Origin of the sequence: Arenibaculum pallidiluteum (assembly GCF_017355985.1) — a bacterium.
Taxonomy (GTDB): domain Bacteria; phylum Pseudomonadota; class Alphaproteobacteria; order Azospirillales; family Azospirillaceae; genus Arenibaculum; species Arenibaculum pallidiluteum.
Map to the genome: position 1 here is coordinate 82,018 of NZ_JAFIQU010000011.1, position 23,869 is coordinate 105,886.

27 protein-coding genes are annotated in these 23,869 nt (G+C 70.8%); 13 read left to right on the forward strand and 14 right to left on the reverse strand.

The features are described from left to right. Positions 1–3: 3 nt before the first annotated feature. Both JUB13_RS20305 and JUB13_RS20310 read right to left on the reverse strand, forming a co-directional pair. Entirely contained in the window at positions 4–519 is a 516-nt protein-coding gene (locus tag JUB13_RS20305) for a PAS domain-containing protein (protein WP_207482131.1), read from the reverse strand. Positions 520–643: 124 nt separating this feature from the next. Further along, positions 644–1,222: a putative glycolipid-binding domain-containing protein gene (locus tag JUB13_RS20310; protein WP_207482132.1), complete on the reverse strand. Its 579-nt coding sequence runs from the start codon at positions 1,220–1,222 to the stop codon at positions 644–646. Between the two features lie 108 nt (positions 1,223–1,330). Between JUB13_RS20310 and JUB13_RS20315 the strand changes: the two genes are divergently transcribed. Next, positions 1,331–2,326, forward strand: coding sequence for a 2-dehydro-3-deoxygalactonokinase (locus JUB13_RS20315; RefSeq protein WP_207482133.1), 996 nt, complete (start codon positions 1,331–1,333; stop codon positions 2,324–2,326). 3 nt (positions 2,327–2,329) lie between these two features. Continuing rightward, positions 2,330–2,953: a 2-dehydro-3-deoxy-6-phosphogalactonate aldolase gene (locus tag JUB13_RS20320; protein ID WP_207482134.1), complete on the forward strand. Its 624-nt coding sequence runs from the start codon at positions 2,330–2,332 to the stop codon at positions 2,951–2,953. Positions 2,954–2,959: 6 nt separating this feature from the next. Here JUB13_RS20320 and JUB13_RS20325 read toward each other — a convergent pair whose 3' ends face one another. Genes JUB13_RS20325 through JUB13_RS20340 form a run of 4 tightly spaced genes read right to left on the reverse strand, consistent with a single transcriptional unit; the run spans position 2,960 to position 6,868 of the window. Then, positions 2,960–3,664 (reverse strand): RraA family protein, encoded by a 705-nt coding sequence (locus JUB13_RS20325; protein ID WP_207482135.1) that lies wholly within the window; start codon positions 3,662–3,664, stop codon positions 2,960–2,962. Between the two features lie 4 nt (positions 3,665–3,668). Beyond that, positions 3,669–4,865 carry a fumarylacetoacetate hydrolase family protein gene (locus tag JUB13_RS20330; RefSeq protein WP_207482136.1) on the reverse strand — a complete coding sequence of 399 codons (1,197 nt, stop codon included), beginning with the start codon at positions 4,863–4,865 and terminating at the stop codon, positions 3,669–3,671. A 54-nt stretch (positions 4,866–4,919) separates the two neighbouring features. After that, entirely contained in the window at positions 4,920–6,122 is a 1,203-nt protein-coding gene (locus JUB13_RS20335) for a mandelate racemase/muconate lactonizing enzyme family protein (RefSeq protein WP_207482137.1), read from the reverse strand. 32 nt (positions 6,123–6,154) lie between these two features. After that, complete coding sequence (locus JUB13_RS20340) at positions 6,155–6,868, reverse strand: FadR/GntR family transcriptional regulator (protein WP_207482139.1); 714 nt, start codon at positions 6,866–6,868, stop codon at positions 6,155–6,157. Positions 6,869–7,073: 205 nt separating this feature from the next. Here JUB13_RS20340 and JUB13_RS20345 point away from each other — a divergent pair, with 205 nt between their 5' ends. The 5 genes from JUB13_RS20345 to JUB13_RS20365 are packed head-to-tail and all read left to right on the forward strand — an operon-like array spanning position 7,074 to position 12,597. Beyond that, entirely contained in the window at positions 7,074–7,625 is a 552-nt protein-coding gene (locus JUB13_RS20345; protein ID WP_207482141.1) for a TRAP transporter small permease, read from the forward strand. Further along, positions 7,622–8,899 carry a TRAP transporter large permease gene (locus tag JUB13_RS20350; protein ID WP_207482143.1) on the forward strand — a complete coding sequence of 426 codons (1,278 nt, stop codon included), beginning with the start codon at positions 7,622–7,624 and terminating at the stop codon, positions 8,897–8,899. The genes JUB13_RS20345 and JUB13_RS20350 overlap by 4 nt, the downstream gene beginning before the upstream one ends. Positions 8,900–8,952: 53 nt before the next feature. Next, positions 8,953–9,969, forward strand: coding sequence for a TRAP transporter substrate-binding protein (locus JUB13_RS20355; RefSeq protein WP_236025092.1), 1,017 nt, complete (start codon positions 8,953–8,955; stop codon positions 9,967–9,969). A 55-nt stretch (positions 9,970–10,024) separates the two neighbouring features. Continuing rightward, positions 10,025–10,792 carry an SDR family oxidoreductase gene (locus JUB13_RS20360; protein WP_207482144.1) on the forward strand — a complete coding sequence of 256 codons (768 nt, stop codon included), beginning with the start codon at positions 10,025–10,027 and terminating at the stop codon, positions 10,790–10,792. A 20-nt stretch (positions 10,793–10,812) separates the two neighbouring features. Beyond that, positions 10,813–12,597, forward strand: coding sequence for an IlvD/Edd family dehydratase (locus JUB13_RS20365; RefSeq protein ID WP_207482145.1), 1,785 nt, complete (start codon positions 10,813–10,815; stop codon positions 12,595–12,597). A gap of 38 nt (positions 12,598–12,635) precedes the next feature. Here JUB13_RS20365 and JUB13_RS20370 read toward each other — a convergent pair whose 3' ends face one another. Further along, positions 12,636–12,974, reverse strand: a complete 339-nt coding sequence (locus JUB13_RS20370; protein WP_207482146.1) for a GIY-YIG nuclease family protein — start codon at positions 12,972–12,974, stop codon at positions 12,636–12,638. 142 nt (positions 12,975–13,116) lie between these two features. On the opposite strand from JUB13_RS20370, the gene JUB13_RS20375 reads away from it, so the two are divergent. Next, a complete protein-coding gene (locus JUB13_RS20375; RefSeq protein WP_328702973.1) occupies positions 13,117–13,758 on the forward strand; it encodes a DUF2239 family protein in 642 nt (213 codons plus the stop codon). Positions 13,759–13,792: 34 nt separating this feature from the next. Here JUB13_RS20375 and aroA read toward each other — a convergent pair whose 3' ends face one another. Genes aroA through gloB form a run of 4 tightly spaced genes read right to left on the reverse strand, consistent with a single transcriptional unit; the run spans position 13,793 to position 17,004 of the window. Next, positions 13,793–15,136, reverse strand: a complete 1,344-nt coding sequence (gene aroA, locus JUB13_RS20380) for a 3-phosphoshikimate 1-carboxyvinyltransferase (protein ID WP_207482149.1) — start codon at positions 15,134–15,136, stop codon at positions 13,793–13,795. A gap of 23 nt (positions 15,137–15,159) precedes the next feature. Beyond that, the gene (locus tag JUB13_RS20385) at positions 15,160–15,615 is read right to left on the reverse strand and encodes a cupin domain-containing protein (RefSeq protein ID WP_207482151.1); all 456 of its coding nucleotides are present in this window, start codon (positions 15,613–15,615) and stop codon (positions 15,160–15,162) included. Then, the gene (locus JUB13_RS20390) at positions 15,612–16,217 is read right to left on the reverse strand and encodes a glutathione S-transferase N-terminal domain-containing protein (protein WP_328702974.1); all 606 of its coding nucleotides are present in this window, start codon (positions 16,215–16,217) and stop codon (positions 15,612–15,614) included. The genes JUB13_RS20385 and JUB13_RS20390 overlap by 4 nt, the downstream gene beginning before the upstream one ends. 22 nt (positions 16,218–16,239) lie before the next feature. Next, a complete protein-coding gene (gloB, locus tag JUB13_RS20395; RefSeq protein ID WP_207482153.1) occupies positions 16,240–17,004 on the reverse strand; it encodes a hydroxyacylglutathione hydrolase in 765 nt (254 codons plus the stop codon). Positions 17,005–17,088: 84 nt separating this feature from the next. Between gloB and JUB13_RS20400 the strand changes: the two genes are divergently transcribed. Beyond that, positions 17,089–17,877: a class I SAM-dependent methyltransferase gene (locus JUB13_RS20400; RefSeq protein WP_207482155.1), complete on the forward strand. Its 789-nt coding sequence runs from the start codon at positions 17,089–17,091 to the stop codon at positions 17,875–17,877. 15 nt (positions 17,878–17,892) lie between these two features. Here the strand turns inward: JUB13_RS20400 and JUB13_RS20405 are convergent, their stop codons facing one another. The 3 genes from JUB13_RS20405 to metX all read right to left on the reverse strand — a co-directional run bounded on the left by JUB13_RS20405 (position 17,893) and on the right by metX (position 20,289). Continuing rightward, positions 17,893–18,324 (reverse strand): hypothetical protein, encoded by a 432-nt coding sequence (locus JUB13_RS20405; protein ID WP_207482156.1) that lies wholly within the window; start codon positions 18,322–18,324, stop codon positions 17,893–17,895. 94 nt (positions 18,325–18,418) lie between these two features. Next, positions 18,419–19,057 (reverse strand): methionine biosynthesis protein MetW, encoded by a 639-nt coding sequence (metW, locus tag JUB13_RS20410; RefSeq protein ID WP_207482288.1) that lies wholly within the window; start codon positions 19,055–19,057, stop codon positions 18,419–18,421. An 8-nt stretch (positions 19,058–19,065) separates the two neighbouring features. Continuing rightward, the gene (gene metX / locus JUB13_RS20415; protein ID WP_207482157.1) at positions 19,066–20,289 is read right to left on the reverse strand and encodes a homoserine O-acetyltransferase MetX; all 1,224 of its coding nucleotides are present in this window, start codon (positions 20,287–20,289) and stop codon (positions 19,066–19,068) included. A 216-nt stretch (positions 20,290–20,505) separates the two neighbouring features. Here metX and JUB13_RS20420 point away from each other — a divergent pair, with 216 nt between their 5' ends. The 4 genes from JUB13_RS20420 to JUB13_RS20435 all read left to right on the forward strand — a co-directional run bounded on the left by JUB13_RS20420 (position 20,506) and on the right by JUB13_RS20435 (position 23,844). Further along, the gene (locus JUB13_RS20420) at positions 20,506–21,363 is read left to right on the forward strand and encodes a chorismate mutase (RefSeq protein WP_207482158.1); all 858 of its coding nucleotides are present in this window, start codon (positions 20,506–20,508) and stop codon (positions 21,361–21,363) included. A 37-nt stretch (positions 21,364–21,400) separates the two neighbouring features. Beyond that, positions 21,401–22,510, forward strand: coding sequence for a histidinol-phosphate transaminase (gene hisC, locus JUB13_RS20425; RefSeq protein ID WP_207482159.1), 1,110 nt, complete (start codon positions 21,401–21,403; stop codon positions 22,508–22,510). A 4-nt stretch (positions 22,511–22,514) separates the two neighbouring features. After that, positions 22,515–23,417 carry a prephenate/arogenate dehydrogenase family protein gene (locus JUB13_RS20430; protein WP_207482160.1) on the forward strand — a complete coding sequence of 301 codons (903 nt, stop codon included), beginning with the start codon at positions 22,515–22,517 and terminating at the stop codon, positions 23,415–23,417. A 160-nt stretch (positions 23,418–23,577) separates the two neighbouring features. Beyond that, on the forward strand, positions 23,578–23,844 hold the full coding sequence (locus JUB13_RS20435) for a hypothetical protein (protein ID WP_207482161.1): 267 nt from the start codon (positions 23,578–23,580) through the stop codon (positions 23,842–23,844). Positions 23,845–23,869: the final 25 nt, after the last annotated feature.

The window sequence follows — 23,869 nt, forward strand, 5'->3', positions numbered from 1 at the left end:
GGCTCAGCCCTGGATCCGGGGAAGCGGGCGGCCCGGCATCGGTGCCGAGGCGATATCGAGATAGCTCCAGACCCTGTCCACGACCTCTCCGTCCGTGGACAGCGGGAACAGAGAATCCCGGAGGGCCAGCACCAGGCTGCTCTCGCCGACGTAGGCGCGGTCTACCAGCAGGGGCTCGCCGGTCGTGGCGACGGATTCGTATTCGGCCCAGCCGTTGTTGCCGGGAGTGAGATAGGCGATCTCGGAGAACCGCTTGCCGACGATGCTGCGCGTGGTGATCGCGTCGATGGCGGTGCCCACGAGCCGGAACCGGAAATCGAGCGGATCGCGCAGGACCTCGACCATCGCGCTGGACGGCAGCAGTTCCGGGATCTCCGTGGGATCGAAGTCCGACCGCAGCGGAAAACGCCGGTCGCCGCGGATTCGCTGCCAGTACGCCCAGGCCTGCTCCATCCGTGGCGAGGCGACGGAGGCGTCGCGATGGAACTTGCCTTCGCGGAACCGGACCAGCGCTGACATCTGCTTCTACCGTGTCCGTGAAAGGAGGCCGTCCGCACCGGCGGTGCGATCGACCGGGGCATATCTAAATATGATTCGCCAACTGCGACACCTGCCCAAAAGCATGGGCCGGCGGAGCCGCCGCTCATGGGATCATCGGAGGCTCCTGCCCGGGATCGGCGGAAACCCTCGAGAACATGCCTTCGAAGTCGAGCATGAAGCCGTCCTCGTCGACCGTGATCACGCCGCGGAAGTCGCTGTCCCCGGCCTCGTAAAGATAGGTCCGATCGGAAAGGCGCGTATAGCGCTGTGGGTCCGGGAACACGTCAAGTCCCGGAAACTCCACATAGGCCGTGACGATCTCGGCCGATTGGCCGGCCGCCAGGCCGAGTCGGCGGATCGGCAGCGTGTTGGTGAAGGCACTGACCGACAGGTCCACATCCACGGCGCGGCCGAGCGTCGGTGCCGGGACGCCGTCGACCGTCCAGCGCCCCTCGCCGTCGGAGGCCAGCGCGAGAACGCGACCCGATCCCACCATCTCGACCCGCAGGCGCCGGGTTCGCCACAGGGAGTCGATCCCGACATCGTATCGGCAGGCGAATCCCCCCTCGGCGATCACGACCGAACGCGCAATCATCCGTATTCCGCCCTGGTCCACCGCTTCCGCGAGGGTCATGTCCTCGAGCCCGCGGCCCGAGGCGGTACGCCACCTGTAGCTGGCCATCGCCGTCCTCCTCCAGTGGTGCCGGCGTCCACCCGGAACGAAGCCTTGGGAGTCGAATGCGGGCGCGAAGCGTGTAGGATCCGTTCGGGCAACGAACAGGTTCCGAGAGTGACGCAGCGACACGAGACGGACAAGCCAAGCGGCGGCGCGGAACCGGCGCTAGTCGCACTGGACTGGGGCACCACCTCCTTCCGCGCCTTCCTGCTGGATGCCAAGGGCGGCGTTCTCGACCGCCGCGACGAGCCCATGGGGATCCTGAAGGTTCCCGGCGGCGATTTCGACGCGGTCTTCACCGCCGTGACCGAACGCTGGTACGCCGCCCATGGCGCTCTGCCGGCGCTCGCCTCGGGCATGATCGGCAGCCGCCAGGGCTGGGTCGAGGCACCCTACTGTCCCTGCCCGGCGGGGGCGGAGGATCTCGGCAGGCGGCTCGCCCCGGTCCGGACGCAGGCCGGGCACAGCCTCCGCATCGTTCCCGGCGTCAGCCGCGATTCCCCCGGAGAGGCGCCCGACGTGATGCGGGGCGAGGAGACGCAGATCGCCGGTGCTGTCGCCGCCGGGCAGCGCGACGGCCTGTTCGTGATGCCGGGCACCCACAGCAAGTGGGTCGAGGTGCGCGACGGACGGATCCAGTGGTTTGCAACCTTCATGACCGGCGAGGTCTTCGCGGTGCTGTGCCAGCACAGCATCCTCGGCCGGCTGATGGCGGACGAGGATGCCGGCGGGGGCCGCGGGGCGGGCGAGGGGAGGGGAGGGACTCAGGAGGATGCCTTCGCCCGGGGCCTTGCCGCGGCTGGCGGGCCCTTGCTGCACGCTCTCTTCTCGGCGCGTACCCTCGGCCTCTTCGAGCGCCTTCCGCCCGAGGGGCTGAGATCCTATCTGTCGGGCATGCTGATCGGGGCCGAGATCCTCCAGGCCCGCGAGACGCTTGCCCGCCGCGGCACCGAGGCGCGGCGCGTCACCATCGTCGGCGGCGCGGCGCTGGCCGCCCGCTATGCGGACGCCCTCGCCCATGCCGGTATCGAAGCCGCCACCGCCCCCGAGACCGTCACCACCGACGGCCTCCTCCTCATCGCCCGCGCCGCGGGCCTGATCGGACGCTGAGCCATGACCGCATCCCCGACGCTTGCCGACGCCCTCGGAAAACTGCCCCTGGTCGCGATCCTGCGCGGCCTCGATCCCGCGAAGGCGCTGGACACCGGACAGGCCCTGTTCGATGCCGGCTTCCGAATCATCGAGGTCCCGCTGAACGGTCCCCGTCCGCTGGAATGCATCGCGACGCTCGCCCAGGCCTTCGGCACGCGCGCGCTGATCGGCGCGGGCACGGTGATGACGACCGCGCAGGTGGAGGCGGTCGCCGCCGCCGGCGGGCGGCTGATCGTGATGCCCCACGCCGACGTCGCGGTGATCCGGCACGCGGCCGCGGGGCGCCTGCACTGCGTCCCGGGCGCCGCGACCCCGACCGAGGCCTTCGCTGCGCTGGCGGCCGGGGCGGACGGGATCAAGATGTTCCCCGCCGAGGTGCTGCCGCCGCCGGTCGTGAAGGCATGGCGGGCAGTGATGCCGCGCGACCTGCCGTTGCTGCCGGTCGGCGGCATCACGCCCGAGGGCATGGCCCCCTACCGGGCAGCCGGGGCCACCGGCTTCGGCCTGGGTTCGGCCCTGTTCACGCCCGCCATGCCGGTGGACCAGGTCGCCGCCAACGCCCGCCGTTTCGTCGAGGCCTGGTAGGCGCCGTCAATGGATCTCGTCGCGGCTCGCCATGGCCGCGGCGAGCGCGTCCACGGTGAAGCCGGGCGATCGGGCGGCGGACAGGATCACGGCCTCGCGCCGCGAGATCAGGGCCGCCGCCTCGGGGATCCTGCGTGCCAGCGCATGGGGGATCACCACGGCCCCGTGGCGGTCGGCATGGACGAGGTCGCCGGGTGCGACGCGCATCCCGGCCACCGTCACGGGGATCCCGAACTCCTCGATATGCACATGGGCATGCGAGGGGCCGACGCAGCCGGCCAGCAGCTGGAAGCCCGGCGCGCACTGTTCGAGGTCGCGGATGCTGCCGTCGGTCACGACCCCCAGCGCGCCCAGACCCTGATGCACGGCGGTGTTCACCTCGCCCCAGAAGGCGCCGAAGCCGGGCTCCGGGTCGAGGTCCTGGATCACCACGATGGTGGGCTTGGGCGCCGCCTCCACCGCACGGTAGTGGCCCAGGCGCCGCGCGCGCAGCTCCTCCGCGGGAAGGGCCGAGGGCGCGCGGGCGCGGATCGTCGCCGTGGCGGCATAGCCGACCATGGGCGGCAGCTCGGGCCGGGCGCAGACCAGCGGGCGCTCGGTGAAGCCGAAGCTCCGCCGCGCGGGGTCCAGCAGCTCGATCGCGTTGCAGACCGTAGGCGTGTCCAGGGCTGCGAGCGCGGCCAGCTCTTCGGGGGTCAGAGGCGCGTTCATGGCGTCAGGCCCGCGCCGCCGGGGCGGCCTGCAGAAGCCCGCGCGCGGCGAGGCTGCGCAACAGTGCGCGCGTGCCGAAGGTCCAGGGCTCGACCCTGTCGGTGCGGTTCACGCGGTTCACCAGCGCCCCCAGCTCGGGAGCGGCGATGGTGACGACGTCGCCGAGCTTGTGGGTGAAGCCGCGGCCGGGCTCGCCACGATCCTCCACGGGCGCGAACATCGTGCCCAGGAACAGCATCAGCCCGTCGGGATACTGGTGGTTGGGCCCGATCGCCTGGGCGACCAGGTCCAGGGGATCGCGGCTGATGGCCGACATGGACGAGCGGCCGGAGAGGCGATAGCCCTCGGGACCGTCGACGGTCAGCGAGATCTCGATCCGCCGGACCTGCTCGATCCCGAATCCCTCGTCGAACAGCCGGATGAACGGGCCGATCGCGCAGGAGGCAGCGTTGTCCTTGGCCTTGCCCAGCAGCAGGGCGCTGCGCCCCTCGACATCGCGCAGGTTGACGTCGTTGCCCAGTGTCGCGCCGCGGACGCGGCCCTGGCCGTCCACCGCCAGCACGACCTCGGGCTCGGGGTTGTTCCAGGTCGAGACCGGGTGGATCCCGATCTCGGCCCCCGTGCCCACCGAGGAGAGCGGCTGCGCCTTGGTGAAGATCTCGGCGTCGGGGCCGATGCCGACTTCAAGGTACTGGGACCATGCGCCCTGCTGGAGCAGCACCTCCTTGATCCGTGCGGCCTCCTCTGAGCCCGGGCGGATGGCGGCCAGGTCCTCGCCCAGGATCTCGACGACCCGGGTGCGGATCTCCTCGGCCCGGGCGGCATCGCCCCGCGCCTGCTCCTCGATCACGCGCTCGAGCAGACTGGCGACGAAGGTCACGCCGCTCGCCTTCACGGCCTGCAGGTCGCAGGGCGCAAGAAGCCACGGGCGGGCGGAGTCGCGCCCCTCGGGCACGCTGTTGGCCAGGATCTCGGCCACCGGCCCGAGCCGGGTGCCGGAGGCCGAGCGGGCGATGGAGGCGGGGTCCTCGGCCTCCAGCAGGTCGGACATGGTGGGCGCCGCGGGGCCGAGGTCCCAGAGATCGCCGTCGCGCACGGCCACCACGGCGGGGCCAGGGGCGGAGCCGGGAACCCAGGCACGCCCCACCAGGGTCGCGGACCCCTGGGGCAGGCAGCGTTCGGGCGTCAGAAGATCGCGCATGGCTTCTCGTATCCTCCCTTTCATCTTGATGCTCGGCCGCCCGGAGGGGCGCCGTCAGTCCAGTTCCGAGACGCGGGTCGCGACGGTGTAGAGGCGGTCCAGCTCGGGGTTCAGCTCGAGGCCCAGGCCGGGCCCTTCGGGGATCGTGATCTCGCCTTTCTCGACGGTGGGCAGGGCGGTCACCAGGTCCCGGTACCAGGTGCGGTAGAAGGCGCGGACGGATTCCTGGACCAGCGCGTTTGGCGCGTTCAGGGACAGGTGTGTCGAGGCGGTCAGGACCACGGGGCCCGTGCAGTCGTGCGGGGCCACCGGCAGGTGCCAGGCCTCGGCCATGGCGGCGATCTTGCGGGCCTCGGACAGGCCGCCGCACCAGGCGACGTCCAGCATCACGACGCCCGCGGCTCCGGTCTCCAGCAGGTCGCGGAAGGCCCAGCGCGAGCCCAGCGTCTCGGACGCGCAGATGGGCGCGGGCGAATGCTCGGCATAGCGCCGGAGCGAGGCCAGGCTGTCCATCCTGATGGGGTCCTCGTGCCAGAAGGTCCCGAAGGGCGCCAGGGCCTTTGCGATCTGGATCGCCGGCAGGAGCTGCCACATGGAATGGAACTCGACCATCACGTCCATGCGGTCGCCGACGGCGCGGCGGATCTTCTCGAAGGGCTCGAGCGCGCGGCGGAGGTCGTCGGGCGCGATATAGGCGCCGCCGGTCTTCTCGGCCGCGATGTCGAAGGGCCAGATCTTCATGGCCGTGATGCCCTCGGCCAGGAGGCTCTCGGCGAGCTCGTCTGCGCGGTTCAGGAACGCGTCGAGATCGTCGAGCTCGGCGCCCGAGCGCGTGTCCAGACCCCAGTTGTGCACGGCCTGCGCGTTCGCCTTGCGCACGTAATGGGTGCCTGCACAGGTGTTGTAGGTGCGGATCCGCTCGCGGGTGCGCCCGCCCAGCAGGTCGACGATCGGCCGGTTCGTGGCCTTGCCCAGCAGGTCCCAGAGCGCGATGTCGACGGCCGAGTTGCCGCGGACCTCGACGCCCGTGGACCGGAAGCCGAGATAGCCCACGAGGTCGCGCGCGATGGCGTCGATCCGCGACGGGTCCTGGCCGAGCAGCCTGGGCGCAGCGTATTCGTGCAGGTATGCCTCGACCGCGCCGGTCACGAAGAAGGTCTCGCCCAGGCCGACCAGCCCCTCGTCGGTGTGGATCCTGACCCAGATCAGGTTCGGCAGCTCCGCCGCGCGCACGGTCTCGATCCTGGTGATCCGCATCGCCTCTCCGGACCCCGGCCGGGGCCTCCCCTTCAGTTCAGTCCGACGTTCACGAGGACCCGGATCGAGTTCTCGAAGTGCCAGTCCATGGCGCGCTCGGCCTCCACCGCGTCCTGGGCGGCGATGGCCTTGGCGACGGCCTCGTGGATCAGGATCTGGTCGTGCCGCTGCGCATCCGTGCGCCGCCCGCGCCAGCCCACCGGCCAGGTCTGGTGCAGAACCAGCCGCAGCGAGCCGATCGCCATGCCGAACATGGGATTGCGCGAGGCGCGCGCGATCGCGGTGTGGAAGGCGATGTCGTGCTCCATCATCTTCTCGGCATGCTCGAAATCGGTGCGCATCGCCTCGATGTAGCCGGAGATCTGCTCGGACTCGCGCTCGGTCCGGCGCACGGCGGCAAGGCCCGCCGCCCGGATCTCGACGACCCTGCGGAAGTCGAAGACCTGCTGGACCGTGACCTGGTTGGTGTAGACGGCATGGTCGAGCACCAGGGCCAACACCTCGTCGTCCAACGCCGAGACGCGGGCGCGGCGGCCGTTGCCGACATCGATGATCCCGAGCGTCGTCAGGGAGCGGAAGGCCTCGCGCACGATGGCCCGCGAGACGCCGAGATCGCGGGCGAAGGCGAGCTCCCCCGGGAGCGCCGCGCCGGCGAGCAGCCCGTTGCCCCGGATATGGTCGATGACTGCATGCATCACCTGGTCGACCAGGCCGCGGGCTTCCGGGCGTTCGATGGTGGCGGTCATGCGACCCTGCGGAGGAGAGGGCGGATAGTCATGCCGCAACCTGTCTGACAGGTCATGGCGTTCCTGTATGAAAGGCTGTTGGCGGAGCTTAGTCAATACGCTATTGTTCGCGCCGCCGACAATGGGCCGCCGAAGCGGAGCGGCCGTGCGGGCCGATTCCGGCCCGGAGGGGAGGGGACATGAAGAGCATGCCGGGGAGCCCGCGATGGAGCGGCTGATCCACTGGACCTTCAAGGGCCTGGAGATGGTGCTGGTAGGATTGCTGGCCGGCATGGTCGTCATGGTCTTCGGCAACGTCGTCCTGCGCTATCTCTTCAACTCGGGCATCGACGTGTCCGAGGAGCTGTCGCGCTACTTCTTCGTCTGGCTGACCTTCATCGGCGCCATCGTGGCGATGCGCGAGGGAGCGCATCTCGGCGTCGATACGCTGGTGCGCGTGCTCGGCCGCAGCGGAAGGCTGGTCTGCCTGGTGCTGAGCGACCTGCTGATCCTGTTGTGCTGCGCGGTCCTCGCGCACGGGACCTGGGTGCAGTTCGCGATCAACGCCTCGAATTACTCGCCGGTGACCGGCCTGCCCATGGTCTGGGTCTTCGGCATCGGCCTGGTGACCAGCGCGGCGATCGGCCTGATGGTCGCGGCGCGGCTGGTGCGCACGCTGACCGGTCGCATGACCGACGCCGAGCTCGAGGCCTTCGCCGGCATCCAGAGCGACGAGGAGCGCGCCCGCGCCGCCGCCGAGGGAAGGATCGTCGAATGACCATCGCCGTCTTTTTGGGCTCGCTGATGGGCGCCATGGCCGTCGGCATGCCCATCGCCTTCGCGCTGATGATCTGCGCGATCGCTCTGATGTGGCACATGGGCGTCTTCGACACCCAGATCGTCGCCCAGAACATGATCGTGGGCGCCGACAACTTCCCGCTGCTGGCGATCCCCTTCTTCCTGCTGGCGGGCGAGTTCATGAACGCGGGTGGCCTGTCCAGGCGCATCGTGAACTTCGCCCTGGCCTGGATCGGGCACCGCCATGGTGGGCTCGGCTATGTCGCGATCATCGCTTCGGTGATCATGGCCAGTCTCTCGGGCTCGGCCGCGGCCGATACGGCGGCGCTCGCCGCGATCCTGATCCCCATGATGCGCGAGGGCGGCTACAACGTCCCGCGCTCGGCGGGGCTGATCGCCTCGGGCGGGATCATCGCGCCGGTGATCCCGCCGTCCATCGGCTTCATCCTGTTCGGCGTCGCGGCCAATGTCTCGATCTCGCGGCTGTTCCTGGCGGGGATCGTCCCGGGGCTGCTGATGGGCCTCGCGCTCGCGGTCGCGTGGTGGATCGTCGCGCGGCACGACAATGTGAAGCCCTTCCCGCGCCAGACCATGCGCGAGCGCCTGCGCACCTCGGCCGACGCCTTCTGGGCGCTCCTGATGCCGGTCTGGATCCTGGGCGGCATCCGCTTCGGCATCTTCACGCCGACCGAGGCGGCGGTGGTCGCGGCGGTCTACGCCTTCCTGGTCGGCGCCTTCATCTACCGCGAGCTCAAGTTCTCGGAGGTCTATGCGCTGTTCCTGAACGCCGCCAAGACGACCGCCGTGGTGATGTTCCTGGTGGCGGCGGCGGTGGTCTCGGCTTGGCTGATCACCTCGGCCAACATCCCGGCCGAGATCGGCGGGCTCATCCAGCCCTTCATGGACAACCCGCTGATCCTGATGTTCGTGATGATGGCGCTGGTCCTGGTGGTGGGCACAGCGCTGGATTTCGCCCCGACCGTGCTGATCCTGACGCCGGTGCTGATGCCGATCGTGAAGCAGGCCGGCATCGATCCCGTCTATTTCGGCGTGCTTTTCATCCTGAACAACGCGATCGGGCTGATCACGCCGCCGGTCGGCATCGTGCTGAACGTGGTCTGCGGCGTCGGCCGGATCTCCATGACCGATGTGATCCGCGGGGTTCATCCCTTCCTGCTGGCGCAGGTCGGGGTGCTGATCCTGCTGATCCTGTTCCCTCAGATCGTTCTGGTCCCTCTAGAGTTCCTGAGGTGAGGGCCGGGTGCGTTTCCGAGACTTCATATAACCAAGCAACCTAGGGAGGTCGCATGATGAGGACCAAGCTCGCTCTCGCCATTGCCGCCGGCATCGGGCTCGGCGTCGCCGCCGCAGGCCCGGCCATGGCTCAGTTCCAGGAGCGCACGATCCGCGTCTCCAACGGCGTGAACCAGGACCACCCCGCCGGCAACGGCGTGGCCAAGATGGCGGCCTGCGCGGCCGAGCGGTCGGGCGGAAAGATGAAGGTCGTCGGCTTCTGGGGCGGCGCGCTGGGCGGCGACCTGCAGGCGACCCAGGCCCTGCGCTCGGGCACGCAGGAGATGGTCGTCACCTCGACCTCGCCGCTGGTCGGCATCCTGCCGGACCTCGGCGTCTTCGATCTGCCCTTCCTCTTCGCCAACGAGAAGGAGGCCGATGCCATCCTCGACGGCGAGTTCGGCAAGTACGTCTCGGACAAGCTGCCGCCGCTCGGCCTCGTGAACCTGGCCTACTGGGAGAACGGCTTCCGCAACGCCACCAACTCGCGCCGTCCCATCACCAAGTGGGAGGATTTCCAGGGCGTGAAGATGCGCGTGATGCAGAACAACATCTTCCTCGACACCTTCAAGAACATGGGCGCCAACGCCGTGCCCATGGCCTTCGGCGAGGTCTTCACGGCGCTCGAGACGCGCGCCATCGACGGGCAGGAGAACCCCTACGTCACCATCGACACCTCGAAGTTCTACGAGGTCCAGAAGTTCCTGTCGGTGACCAAGCACGCCTACACGCCCTTCATGGTCCTGATCTCCAAGAAGGTCTGGGACAGCTATTCCCCGGAGGAGCAGAAGGTCCTCCAGGACTGCGTGATCCAGGGCCGCGACGAGCAGCGCCGCGTCTCGCGCGAGCTGTCGCAGCGCTCGCTGGACCTGCTGAAGAGCCGGGGCATGCAGGTGAACGAGCTGACGCCCGAGGAGCAGGCCCGCATGCGCGAGCAGGCCAGGGCGATCTACGCCAAGCACGGCACGACCATCGGGCAGGAGACGGTCGACCGCATGCTCGCGGCCCTCGAGAAGCTGCGCAAGGGCTGACCGCACGGCCCGGGCCCCCCGCGGGGGCCCGGGCCTGCATCCCTTTGGAAGCATCATGTCGCATCCGCTCTTCGATCTCGCCGGCCGTGTCGTTCTGCTGACGGGCTCCAGCCGCGGCCTAGGCCTCGCCATGGCGCGGGGGCTGGCCCAGGCGGGGGCGCGGGTGGTGCTGAACGGTCGCGATCCCGCGGCGCTGGACGCAGCCGTAGCGGCCCTCCGGGCGGAGGGGCACGACGCCTCCGCCGCCCTGTTCGACGTCACCGACGAGGCCGGCATCGAGGCCGCCGTCGAGGCGATCGAGACGCAGACCGGCCCCATCGCCGCGCTCTTCAACAATGCCGGCATCCAGCGCCGGGTCCCGCTGCTGGACCTCGATCGCGCGACCTGGGACGAGGTGATGGCGGGCAACCTGTCCTCGGTCTTCCTGGTCGGCCGCGCCGTGGCGCGGCGCATGGTGCCGCGAGGCGCCGGCAAGATCGTGAACGTCGCCTCGCTGATGAGCGAGGTCGCCCGTCCATCGGTCGGCGCCTATACCGCGGCCAAGGGCGCGGTGCGCACGCTGACCCGTGCCATGTGCGTCGAGTGGGCGCCGCACGGCCTGCAGGTCAACGCCATCGGCCCAGGCTATTTCCGCACGGAGATGAACCGTGCGCTGACCGAGGATCCGGCCTTCGACGCCTGGATCCGCGGCCGGACCCCGGCGCGACGCTGGGGCGACCCATCCGAGCTCGTGGGGGCGGCGGTGTTCCTGGCCTCCCCCGCCTCCGACTTCGTGAATGGCCAGGTGATCTACGTGGACGGCGGCATCCTCGCCGCCCTTTGACCGGGAAGAGGACTCCTTCGATGACCGAACAGCGCCCTAGAAGGCTGCGCAGCCAGCAGTGGTTCGACGACGTCCACGACGCCGACATGACCGCGCTCTACATGGAGCGCTACCTGAACTACGGCCTCACGCGGGCCGAGCTGCAGAGCGGCCGCCCCATCATCGGCATCGCCCAGACCGGCAGCGACCTGGCGCCCTGCAACCGCCACCACCTGGCCCTGGCCCCGCGCATCAGGGACGGCATCCGCGAGCTCGGCGGAATACCCATCGAGTTCCCCGTGCATCCGATCCAGGAGACCGGCAAGCGCCCGACCGCGGCGCTCGACCGCAACCTGGCCTATCTCAGCCTGGTCGAGGTGCTCTACGGCTATCCGCTCGACGGCGTCGTGCTGACCACCGGCTGCGACAAGACCACCCCCGCGCTGATCATGGCGGCCGCCACGGTGGACATCCCGGCCATCGTGCTCTCAGGCGGGCCCATGCTGAACGGCTGGCTGGGCGGCAAGCGGATCGGCTCCGGCACGGCCATTTGGAACGCGCGCAAGCTCTATGCCGCCGGTGAGATCGACTATGACGAGTTCATGGAGCACGCGGCCGCCTCGGCCACCTCGGCCGGGCACTGCAGCACCATGGGCACGGCGCTTTCCATGAACAGCCTGGCCGAGGCCATGGGCATGTCGCTGACCGGCAACGCGGCGATCCCGGCGGCGCACCGCGAGCGCGCGCAGATGGCCTACCGGACCGGGCGCCGCATCGTCGAGATGGTGCACGAGGATCTGAGGCCTTCGAAGGTCCTGACCCGCGCGGCCATGGAGAACGCGATCATCGTCTGCTCGGCCATCGGCGGGTCTAGCAACTGCCCGCCGCACCTGATCGCCATCGCGCGCCATGCCGGGGTCAAGCTCGACATCGACGACTGGCAGAGCGTGGGCCACGACGTGCCGCTGCTGGTGAATTGCCAGCCGGCGGGCGAGTATCTCGGCGAGGACTTCCACCGCGCCGGAGGCGTGCCCGCCGTCATGGCCGAGCTGAAGAAGGCGGGGCTGCTGCGCGCCGACGCGCTGACCGTCACCGGCCGGACCATGGGCGAGAACCTCACGCGCGTGCCGGAGCCCGACCGCGACGTGATCCGCCCCTTCGACCGGCCGCTGAAGCCCGCGGCCGGGTTCGTCGTGATGAAGGGCAACCTGTTCGACAGCGCCGTGATGAAGGTCTCGGTGATCAGCGAGACCTTCCGCGAGCGCTATCTCAGCCGCCCCGGGCACGAGAACGTCGTCGATCTCAGGGCGATCGTCTTCGAGGGTCCCGAGGACTACCGCGCGCGTCTGAACGATCCGTCGCTGGCGATCGATGCCGACTGCCTGCTGGTGATCCGCAACTGCGGCACCATCGGCTACCCCGGTGCTGGCGAGGTCGTGAACATGCAGCCGCCCGACGCCCTGATCAAGGCTGGGATCATGGAGCTGCCGACCATGGGCGACGGGCGGCAGAGCGGCACCTCGGCCAGCCCGTCGATCCTGAACGTCTCGCCCGAGGCGACCATCGGCGGCAACCTGGCCCTGCTGCGGACCGGCGACACCGTGCGCATCGACCTGAACCACAACCGGGTCGACGTGCTTCTGGACGAGGGCGAGCTGGAGCGGCGCCGTGCCGCCTGGACGCCGCCCGAGATCGTGAACCAGACGCCCTGGCAGGAGATGTACCGTGCCTCGGTCGGTCAGCTCTCGACCGGCGCCTGCCTGGAGCCCGCGGTCTCGTATCTGCGGATCGACCAGACCTTCGGTACGCCGCGCCACTCGCACTGAGACGGGGCGGCCGCTTCGGCCCGCCTGGCCGGGAACGGTCAGACGGGCCGGGCGCCGAGCGCGGCCCGCCAGTGGGCCGCGCGCTCCTTCAGCAGCGCCGTCCGAAGATAGGACGATTCCTGCTCGGGCAGCCGTTCCAGGATTTCGAAGGACAGCGCGTCCGACCCGTGATCCCGCCAAGCCTGCTGCAGGTCCCGGTGCGGGCAGCCGCCGTGGCGCAGCGCGAACCAGATCCTGTTCCTGACAGTATCGAGGTTCTGGGCCGGGCCGACCCAGGCCGCGCCGGAGGCGGCGCAGCGGATCGCATAGATCCCGATGGCGCTCTTGCGCTCCTTGTAGGCGGCCACCGCCGCCTTCCTGCCGTCACCTGTCATCATGCCGGTCCCGCTCCCACGCCATAGACGGACGGGTGCAGGAATAGCTGAGGATCGCGCCGCCGTCAAAATTTTACCCGGGTAGTATTGACCTGCGCGGTGCGGGGCGGCTAGATCGCGGGGGCCGATGCAGCGGAGGGCACCCGTGACCGCAGTCCTTTCAACCCCATGCACAGCCTTCGAGGGCAATCGGAAGCTGGCCTCCGGCCCTCTGGGCGAGGTCGTCCTGGCCGTCAAGGCTGCGTCGGAGGCGGGACCAGCAGGGCCGCTGCTGGTCTTCGACGACGGGACCGGCTGCGTGCTGGACCTGGATCTGCGAGGCACCGGCGCCGAGGTCGTCGCGCGCCTGTCACAGGACCCGCCGGCGCCGCTCCTGGCGCAGGGGCAGGGCATGCCATCCCCGGCGGCGGACGCGGCGGATACGGGGACGCGCGGACGGGGGCGGCCGAAGCTCGGCGTGGTCGGGCGCGAGGTCACCCTGCTGCCGCGCCACTGGGACTGGCTGGCCGCCCAGCCGGGCGGAGCGTCGGTCGCGCTGCGCAAGCTCGTGGACGAGGCGCGCCGGACCGGGGACGCCCGGCGGCGCCAGCGCGTGGCGCAGGAGCGCGCCTACCGGTTCATGGCGGCCATGGCCGGCGACCTGCCGGGCTTCGAGGAGGCGGCCCGGGCACTATTCGCCAACGAGCCCGCTGCCTTTGCGCAGCGGACGGCATCCTGGCCCGAGGATCTGCGCCGCCACGCCGCGCGGCTTGCCTTCGGCCTGCCCCCCGAGGAGTCGGCGGGTTGAACGCCTGAACCCGAACTTCGCGGTCCGGCCGCGATCAGCCCACCCGTCCCTCGTAGGAGACGGCCACGCCGAGCCGCTCCAGCTCGTCGAAGAAGACCGGACAGGTCTTGGACACGCAGCCGGGATCGATCAGCGCGACGCCGGCGCCCGCCGCGCCCAGCACGGCCAGCGACATGGCCACGCGGTGGTCGTCATGGGTGTCCAGCTCGGCGAAGCGGGGCGTGCCGGGCTGCACCGTCAGCCCGTCGCGGTGTTCCTCCACCGCAATTCCCAGCGCGCGGAGCGCCTGGACCATCACCGAGATACGGTCGGATTCGTGGGCGCGGATGTGCTCGACCCCGCGGATGGAGATCGGCCCGTCGGCGAAGGGCGCCATGGCTGCGACGGTCAGCGTCGCGTCCGACATGGGCCGCATGTCCAGGGTGAAGCCGCCCCGGAGCCGCTCCGGCGCCGCGACCGTGACGCCGCGCCCCTGCGTCTCGATCCGGCAGCCCATCTGCCGGAGCACGTCGATGAAGCGAATGTCGGGCTGCAGCGTACCCGGGTCCAGGTTCAGGACCGTCAGCGGCCCGCCCTTCAGCGCGGCGAGCGCAAGGAAGTAGGTCGCGGTCGACGCGTCGGCCTCGATGGCCAGGGCGCGCCCGCGATAGGCGCCGGGCTCGACCCGGAAGCGGCGGAACGCCGCGTCGACCTCGACCTGCGCGCCGAAGGCTCGCATCATGTCGATGGTGATCGCCACGTAGTCCTGCTGCACGATCTCGTCGACGATCTCGACCGTCGCGCCCTGCGCGGCGAGCGGCGCCGCCAGAAGGACGCCGCTGATGAACTGGCTCGACAGGGCGCCGGACATGCGCACGGTGCCGCCCCGCAGGCTCGGCCCCTCGATGCGCAGCGGCAGGCGTCCCGCCTCCTCGACGGGTTCGATCGCGCCGCCGAGCGTGCGCAGCGCCTCGATCAGCGGCGCCAGAGGACGGCGCGAGAGCTGCTCGCTGGCATGGACCTCCCAGTTTCCGCTGGCTGCGCACAGCAGCCCCGGCAGGAAGCGCGCGATGGTTCCGGCCGAGCCGATATAGAGCGGCTCGGAGGCCGAGCGCCACCCGCCGGAGCCGCCGATGCGCAGCTCCTCCCCGTCGAAGGAGGCGTCCACCCCGCACTGGCGCAGCAGGTTCACGCACCAGTAGGAATCATCGCTGCGCAGGAGCCCCGTGAGGCGGCTTTCCCCCTTCGCCGCGCCGGCGAGCAGAAGCGCGCGGTTGGTGACGCTCTTGCTGCCGGGCAGCACGATCTCGCCGGAGACGCGGCCCGCCGGGGCGATGCGGGCCTGGCGCACCTCGTTCAGGCGCGACCAGGGAGACCGGGATGATTTGGGAAGCGACATTGGGTCCGTTCCGTGAGAGGCCGTCAGCTCCGCGGCGTCGGGTGCCAGCCGGGCGGCGCCAGCTCGAATCCTTCGAAGCGGAAGGCGGGGGCGACCGTGCAGCCGACCAGCGTCCAGTCACCCAGGGATACGGCCGTCTGCCAAGCGTCCGCGGGCACCACGGCCTGGGGCCGCTGGCCCTGTGCCAGCCCGGTGCCGAGCTGGACGGTCCGGGTGTCGTGCCCGTCGGGCGAGATCGTCAGCGCCAGCGGCGCGCCGGCGTACCAGTGCCAGATTTCAGCCGCATCGACGCGGTGCCAAGCCGAGACGTCCCCGGCCCCGAGCAGGAAGTAGATGGCCGTGCAGGCACCGCGGCCGCCGTCCTGCGGCGTGTCGCGGTAGGACTCGGCGAAGTAGCCCCCCTCGGGATGCGGCTGCAGGCCCAGGAGGTCGATCACCTGTCGGGCCGTCATCGTGGCGTCGGGAGCGGGACCGCTCATTTCGGTGGCTCCGTTGCAAGGAAGCTCTCGCGCGAGGAGGCCTCGGCGAACCAGCGGGCGACGCCCGGCGCACGGGCGCGCCAGTCCTCGGAAGACCAGCGGAAGTCCAGGTAGCCCAGCGTCGCCAGCACCGCCAGCGAGCCGATGGTGACGGGGCCCGAAAGCGCGGGCAGCTCGGCTTCCATCGCGGCGACCGCGCGCTCCATGGCGGCGCGCTGGCGGTCGGCCCATTTCTGCGACCGCTCGCCCTCCGGGCGGGCCAGCTCCAGCCGGCGGGAGATGGCCGCGTCGCACAGTCCGTCGGCCAGGGCCTGCAGCTTCAGGGCGCTCCAGCGGGCAGGGCCCGCCGGCGGGAACAGGGTGGACCCGCCGCCGAGGGAATCGAGATACTCGCAGATCACCGGGCTGTCGTAGAGCGCGGTACCATCCTCGAGCACCAGCGTCGGAACCTTGCCGAGCGGGTTCTGGTTGGGCAGGTCCGTCTCGGGGCTCCAGGCATCGGTCGGCACCAGCTCGATCCGCCCCTGCAGGCCCTTCTCGATCATCACCATCAGGACCTTGCGGACATAGGGCGAGGTCTTGCTGTAACGCAGCTTCATCATGGCGCTCCCAGGATTGTCTCGGTCAGCGGAACGTGTCTTTGCGCCGGCGGATCTCGGCGAAGACCGCAACGGGGTCGGAGCCTCGCATCCCGACCGCCTCCTGCACCGACGCCTCGTCCGCGCGCAGGAAGGGATTGCTCAGCCTCTCCCGGCCGATGGTGGTGGGCAGGGTGGGGCGCCCCTGATCACGCTGCGCCGAGGTCTCGTGCAGGCGCGCCGCGACGGCGGGATCGCCCGGCAGCAGGTCGGCGGCGAAGCGGGCGTTGGACAGCGTGTATTCGTGGCCGCACCAGACCTGCGTGTCGGCAGGCAGGTCCCGCATCTTCAGGAGCGAGGCCCACATCTCGGCGGGCGTCCCCTCGAAGAGCCGGCCGCAGCCCATGGCGAACAGCGCGTCGCCGCTGAACAGATGGCCGCTCTCCTCGAACCAGAACGCGCCGTGGCCGCGGGTGTGGCCGGGGACGTGCAGGAAGCGGACATCCTGGTCCCCGAAGCGCCAGACCTCCTCGTCGCCGAGCGTCACGTCCATGTCCGGGATTCGCGTGGTCTCGGCCCGCGGACCGACCAGGGTACAGCCGAAGCGGCCCTTGAGCGCCGCGTTCCCGGCGGTATGGTCGCCGTGATGGTGGGTGTTCAGGATATGGGTTGGCGTCCAGCCCAGCCGCGCCAGGGCGGCCTCGACCGGCCCAGCCTCGCCGGGATCGACGATGCCGACCGCGCCGCTGCTCTCGTCGCGGATCAGGTAGACGTAGTTGTCCGACAGGACCGGAACGATCTCGATCTGCATGGCCGGAAGCTATCCCAAGGCCGGCGCCCGGCCAAGTGCCGCGGGGCTTCATCCGCACCTCATTCGTGATAGGCTTGCCGCGCCATGTTTCGCGACGCCATCGATCTCCGCGAGTTCTACGACACCGGCCTGGGGCTGGTTGCCCGGCGCATGATCCGCCGGCGCATCCGCGAGTTCTGGCCCGACCTGCGCGGCCAGATCGTGCTGGGCCTCGGCTATGCGACGCCCTATCTGCGGCCCTTCCGCGGCGAAGCCGAGCGGGTGATCGCCGTGATGCCCGCCTCCCAGGGGGTCGAGTTCTGGCCGCCGGAGGGACCGAGCGCCACCTGCCTCGCCGAGGAATCCGAGCTGCCGCTGCCGGATATGTCGGTCGACCGGGTTCTGGTGGTGCACGGGCTCGAATCCACCGAGCACCTGCGCCCCATGATGCGCGAGATCTGGCGCGTGCTCGCGGGCGGCGGCCGCCTGCTGGTGGTGGTTCCGAACCGCCGGGGAATCTGGGCGCGCGTCGACCGCACGCCCTTCGGGCACGGCTCGCCCTATTCGCCCTCGCAGCTCAAGCACCTGCTGCGCGAGAACATGTTCGTGCCCGAGCGCACTGGCCGCGCCCTCTACGTTCCGCCCTTCCGCGGGCGCGTGCTGCTCGGCTCGGCCCCCGCCTGGGAGGAGGCCGGCGACCGCTGGTTCAAGGCCTTCAGCGGCGTGAACATCGTCGAGGCCAGCAAGCAGCTCTATGCCGGCGTGCCGCGCCGGCCCGTGCGGGTCGTGCACCGGCGCCGCGTGCTGGTTCCGCTGCCCGGGGCCGCCCGCGAGGCCGGCTTCCCCGAGCCGGCCGCCGCCCTGGCACGGCCCCCGGAACCGAAGCCGCGCTGAACCCCGCGCAGCCCCTCAGCGTGGCGCCGGGCCGGTCGTGTCGCCCGGCGCCGCGGGGTCGCGTCCGGGTCCGCCGCCCGGGGTCGGAACCGGCCTCGGCTGGACCTCGCTCGAATCCGGCTCGGGGATCAGGCTCGCCGCGGCGTCGTCGGGCATGCGGCCGAAGCCGGGCGGACCCCGGTCGGCCGTGGGCGTGGTGCCGTTCGTCGGGCCGGGCGCCGTCGGGACGGCCTCGTCCGGCGTGGCGCCCGGCGTTCCGGCTGGTGGAACCGGCGCCTGGGCGGCCGGTGCGGATTCATGGGGCAGCGGCTGCGTGAGGCTGCCGCCCGAGCCCGGCGAGCGGGCCGGGGCCGACGGACCCTGGGCCAGCGCCGGGACGGCCAGCGGTACAGCCAGCGGGGCGGCCAGCAGCGGAATCAGCAGGGCGCAGGGCAGATGCCGGCGCATGGGACGGGCTCCGTCGCGGTTGGTCGTCCCCTGACCAACAGCCGGAACGGCCCGAGGCTCCCGAGCGTGGGGCGGAGGGGCGCTACGGGCGCCGCTACTTGCGGCTCAGCAGGAAGATGCCCTGCTCGCCGATCAGGTTGTTCAACGCCGGATGCGCCCGGGTCGGGCGGTCGTGCCGCCCGAGGATCACGGTGCGGTCGATGCGCACGCCCACGTCGGCGCAGAGGTCAAGGAAGTCCCGGATCGTGCACAGGTGGATGTTCGGCGTCTCCCACCAGGCATAGCCGAGCCGCTTGGTGACCGGCATCCGGCCGCCCCACAGCAGGCTCATGCGCACGCGCCAATAGCCGAAGTTTGGCAGCGAGACCACCGCATGCCGCCCGATGCGGACAAGCTCGAGCAGCACGCGCCGCGGGTCGCGCATCGCCTGCAGGGTCTGGCTGAGCACGACGAAGTCGAAGGAGTCGTCGGGATAGTCCGCAAGGTCGGCCTCGGCGTCGCCCTGGATCACCGAAAGCCCCTGGCTGACGCATTGGCGCACGCCGTCCATGCTCAGCTCGATGCCGCGGCCGTCGACCTGCCGCTCATGGACGAGGTGGTGGAGCAGCGCGCCGTCGCCGCAGCCGACATCCAGAACCCGCGATCCCGGCGTGACCATCTCGGCGACGAGCCGCAGGTCGGGCCGGATCGCACCGTGCCCCTGCGCTGCGCCCTCGCCGGTCCGCGCGTCCATGACGGCCGTCACCGGCGGCCCTCCGGGCCCTCGCGCCCATCGCTGCGCCCGAGGCCGCGATGCTCGGCGCAGCCCTCGATGAAGCCGCGCAGGACTTGGTGCAGCTCGGGCTCGTCCAGCAGGAAGGCGTCGTGGCCCTTGTCCGTCTCAACCTCCACGAAGCTGACATTCGCTGCGACCGCGTTCAGCGCATGGACGATGGCCCGGCTCTCGGCCGTGGGGAACAGCCAGTCCGAGGAGAAGGACACGAGGCAGAAGCGGACCGGCGGCGGTCCGCCGCGGTGGCGGAAGGCGTTGGCCAGGATGCCGCCGTGCTCCGCCGCCAGGTCGAAATAGTCCATGGCCCGGGTGATGTAGAGGTACGAGTTGGCGTCGAACCGCTCGACGAAGCTGATCCCCTGGTGGCGCAGGTAGCTCTCGACCTGGAAGTCGGCGTCGAAGCCGTAGGTGACGGTCTGCCGGTTCTGGAGGTTGCGCCCGAACTTGCGGTGCAGCGCGGGCTCGGACAGGTAGGTGATGTGCGCCGCCATCCGGGCGACGGCCAGCCCGCGGTGGGGTCGCAGACCTTTCTCCAGGTAGTTGCCGGCGGCCCAGTCCGGATCGGCCATGATCGCCTGGCGGCCGACCTCGTGGAAGGCGATGTTCTGCGCGGAGTGGCGGGCGGCGGTCGCGATGGGGATCGCGGCGAAGACCCGTTCCGGGTAGCTCGCCGCCCATTCCAGAACCTGCATGCCGCCCATGGAGCCGCCGATCACGCAGAAGAGCTGCCCGATCCCGAGATGGTCGAGCAGCAGCGCCTGCGCGCGCACCATGTCGCCGATGGTGATCACCGGGAAGGACAGCCCGTAGGGCCGGCCGGTTGCCGGGTCTCGCTCGGCCGGGCCCGTCGTGCCCATGCATCCGCCCAGCACGTTCGCGCAGATCACGAAGAACCGGTCGGTGTCGACCGGCCTGCCGGGGCCCACCATGAGCTCCCACCATCCGGGCTTGCCGGTGACGGGGTGCTGCTCGGCGACGTAGTGGTCGCCGGTCAGGGCGTGGCACACCAGCACGGCGTTGGAGCGCTGGGCGTTCAGGGTGCCGTAGGTGCTGTAGGCGACGGTGAAGGGCCCCAGCTCCACGCCGCAGTCCAGCCGCATCGGGGTGTCGCGCCCGAGTTCGACGCGATGGCCGGGCAGCGTCGCGGTGTCGATGGCGCCGCCGCCGGGCCGGACGGGAAGGGACGCCGTCATCGCTGCTCGCAGATCCGGAATGGCATGTATGGGGTCGCATAGCTATGGACGCGTGGTCCGAGGTGTCAACGCTTTCTTGCCGCAGGGCCGCGCCGCACTGGCCTTGGTGCCGCTCGGCTCCGCTCCGAAGAGTTTGATTTCCCCCCCTGGCGCGACTACTACTATCCGTCCGGGGCGCCACCGACGTGCCCCCGCGTCCCGTCCCCCCGTGAGATCATGGTCGGCACCAAGCAGAAGCTCGACGAGTTGCGCCGCGAGGTGGACGAGATCGACGACGCGATTCACGATCTGCTGATGCGGCGGGGCGAGGTGTACGGGCGTATCGCCGAGCTGGACGGGCCGCGGCCGCTGCGCCCTGCGCGCGAGGCGATGATCCTGCGCCGGCTGGTGTCGCGCCATGCCGGCCCCTTCCCGACGGTGGCGCTTGTCCAGATCTGGCGCGAGATGTTCTCGGCCCATTCGCGGCTCGAGGGGCCCTTCGCGGTGGCCGTCCATGTGCGCGGCGAGCTCGACGGTGCCTGGGACGTGACGCGCGAGCATTTCGGCGGGTCGACGCCCCTGATCGCGGTGAACTCGCCGGCCGCGGCGCTGCGCGCCGTCTCCGACGGGTCGGCGACCGTGGCCGTCGTTCCCTTCCCCGAGGATGAGGACCCGGATCCCTGGTGGCGCTTCCTGATGTCGGCCGATCCGAAGATGCCGCACGTGGTCGCCCGCCTGCCGTTCCATCCCCATGACCCGACCCCGGGCGGCGCTCCTGACCTGCTGGCGCTGGCCGCGATCCCGCACGAGCCCACCGGCGACGACCGGACCCTCCTGGGGCTGGAGCTCGTCGGCGACGTGAGCCGCGGACGGCTGAAGGAGGTGCTGGAGGCGTCGGGGATGTCCTGCCTCGGCCTGCGAAGCTGGCTGGCCCGGTCCGGCGAGGCGTCGCTGCACATGGCCGAGGTCGCCGGCTTCATCGACAAGAAGGACCCGCGCCTGGCGGCTCTCGCCAAGGTGCTGGGCGGCGCGCTGTCGCGCGCCACCCCGATCGGCGGCTACGCCGTCCCGCTGCCGCTCGGCAGCAAGCACTGACCCTCCACCTTCCGATCCCTTCAGCCGAGATCAGTCCATGTCCGCCCCGGCCACCGCCCCCGTTCCGCGTCCCGGCATCCTGGAGATCGCCGCCTATGTCGGCGGCGAGGCGCATGCCCCCGGCACCGGCCGCGTGATCCGGCTCGCCTCCAACGAGGGCGCCCTGGGTCCCAGCCCCAAGGCCGTCGAGGCCTACCTGGCCGGCGCCGCCGAGATCCACCGCTATCCCGACGGCGGCTCGACCGCCCTGCGCGAGGCGCTGGCCGGGCTCCATGGCATCGATGCCTCGCAGATCGTGTGCGGCGCCGGCTCGGACGAGCTGATTGGCCTTCTGGTTCGCTCCTATGCGGGTCCGGGGGACGAGGTGCTGTACAGCCGGCACGGGTTCCTGATGTACCCGATCTCGGCCAAGTCGGTCGGCGCGACCCCGGTGGCCGCGCCCGAGCGCGATCTGTGCACCGATGTCGATGCGATGCTTGCCGCGGTGACGCCCCGGACCCGGCTGGTCTTCCTGGCCAATCCCAACAATCCGACGGGCAGCTACCTGCCGGCGGCCGAGGTCGAGCGGCTGCACGCCGGGCTGCCGCCGGACGTCCTGCTGGTGATCGATGCGGCCTATGCCGAGTACATCGAGCGCGAGGACTACGATTCGGGCCTCGGCCTCGTGGACCGGGCGCCCAACGTGGTCGTCACCCGCACCTTCTCGAAGATCTACGCGCTCGGCTCGGTGCGCCTGGGCTGGGCCTACTGCCCCGCCGCGGTCGCCGATGTCCTGAACCGGGTGCGCGGCCCCTTCAACGTCAGCAGCGCCGCACAGCTCGCGGGGCTTGCGGCGCTCCACGACCAGGACTTCGTAGCGCGCTCGCGCGCCCACAACGAGACCTGGCGGGAATGGACCCGGCAGGAGCTCGAGCGCCTGGGCCTGAAGGTCCATCCCAGCGTCACCAACTTCCTGCTGGTCAGCTTCGCCGGCGCGGCGGGGCACAACGACCCGGCCGAGGCGGCGCGCCGTTATCTGAAGGCGCGCGGCATCCTGGTCCGCCAGATGGGGGCCTACGGCCTGCCCGACTGCCTGCGCATCACCATCGGCACCGAGGCCGAGATGCGCGAGGTGGTGGCGGCCCTCTCCTCCTTCCTGAAGGGCTGAGGCGGTGACGGGCACGCCAGCACCGACGGCCCCGCTGTTCGAGCGCATGGCGCTCGTCGGCATCGGGCTGATCGGATCGTCGCTCGCCCGTGCGGCACGCCGGCATGGGCTGGTCCGGGAGATCGTGTGCAGCGCGCGCAGCCAGACGACCTGCGACAAGGCGCTGGAGCTCGGCCTGGTCGAGCGTGCCTCGACGGACAGCGCGGCGATCGTCGAGGATGCCGACCTGGTCGTGCTCTGCACACCGGTCGGCACCTACGCCGATATCGCCGCAGCGATCGCGCCGCGACTGCGCGCGGGCGCCGTCGTGACCGATGTGGGCTCGGTGAAGCAGGCGGTGCTCCGGGATGTCGGGCCTCACCTGCCGGACGGCGTGCACCTGGTGCCCGGCCATCCCGTCGCGGGGACCGAGCATTCGGGTCCGGAATCCGGCTTCGCCGAGCTGTTCGAGGGGCGCTGGTGCATCCTGACGCCGCCGGCGGGCACCAATGCCGAGGCAGTCCGGAGGGTGGCCGAGCTCTGGACGCGCGTCGGCTCCAATGTCGAGATGATGGAGGCCTCCCATCACGACCGGGTGCTGGCGATCACCTCCCACCTGCCGCACCTGATCGCCTACACCATCGTGGGCACGGCGACCGACCTGGAGGCCTCGACCCAGTCCGAGGTGATCAAGTTCTCGGCCGGCGGCTTCCGCGACTTCACCCGGATCGCGGCCTCCGATCCGGAGATGTGGCGCGACATCTTCCTGAACAACCGCGAGGCGGTGCTGGAGATCATCCAGCGCTTCACCGAGGACCTGACCATGCTCCAGCGCGCCATCCGCTGGGGCGAGGGCGACGTGCTGGAGGATCTGTTCACGCGCACCCGCGCGATCCGGCGCGGCATCATTCAGGCCAAGCAGGCCTGAACCGGGCCAGACCGGCAGGCCTGTTCCCGGCCCCAGCCTGCCGACCTCCGCAGTGCGGCAGACATTGAGTCATCGGGGTGACAGGCGGAAGGGCAGGTGTCCCGCGCAGGGCGCTCCGTGTAGGCTCGCCGGTCCGGAAACACGGACCAGGGAGAGAGCCATGCTCGTGCATACCGCGAAGGCCTATGCGGCGGATCTCCGGCACAGCCGGGCGTCGGACCGGCTCCTGGGATATCTGCTGTCGGCGGCGTCCGTCTCGGGCCTGCTGCTGGCGGGGATCCTGCTGTGGATCGACACCGGCCGCTCGGCCACCATGCTGCTGGGCGCGGTGCTGGCAGGCGGCGTCGCCCTGATCGCCCATACGGTCTCGGTGGTGCTCCAGATCGAGCGACGCTCCGAGCAGCGCGTCGGGGTCCCCGCGGAATAGCTCCGCCCCGCGGTCCGTCGGCGAG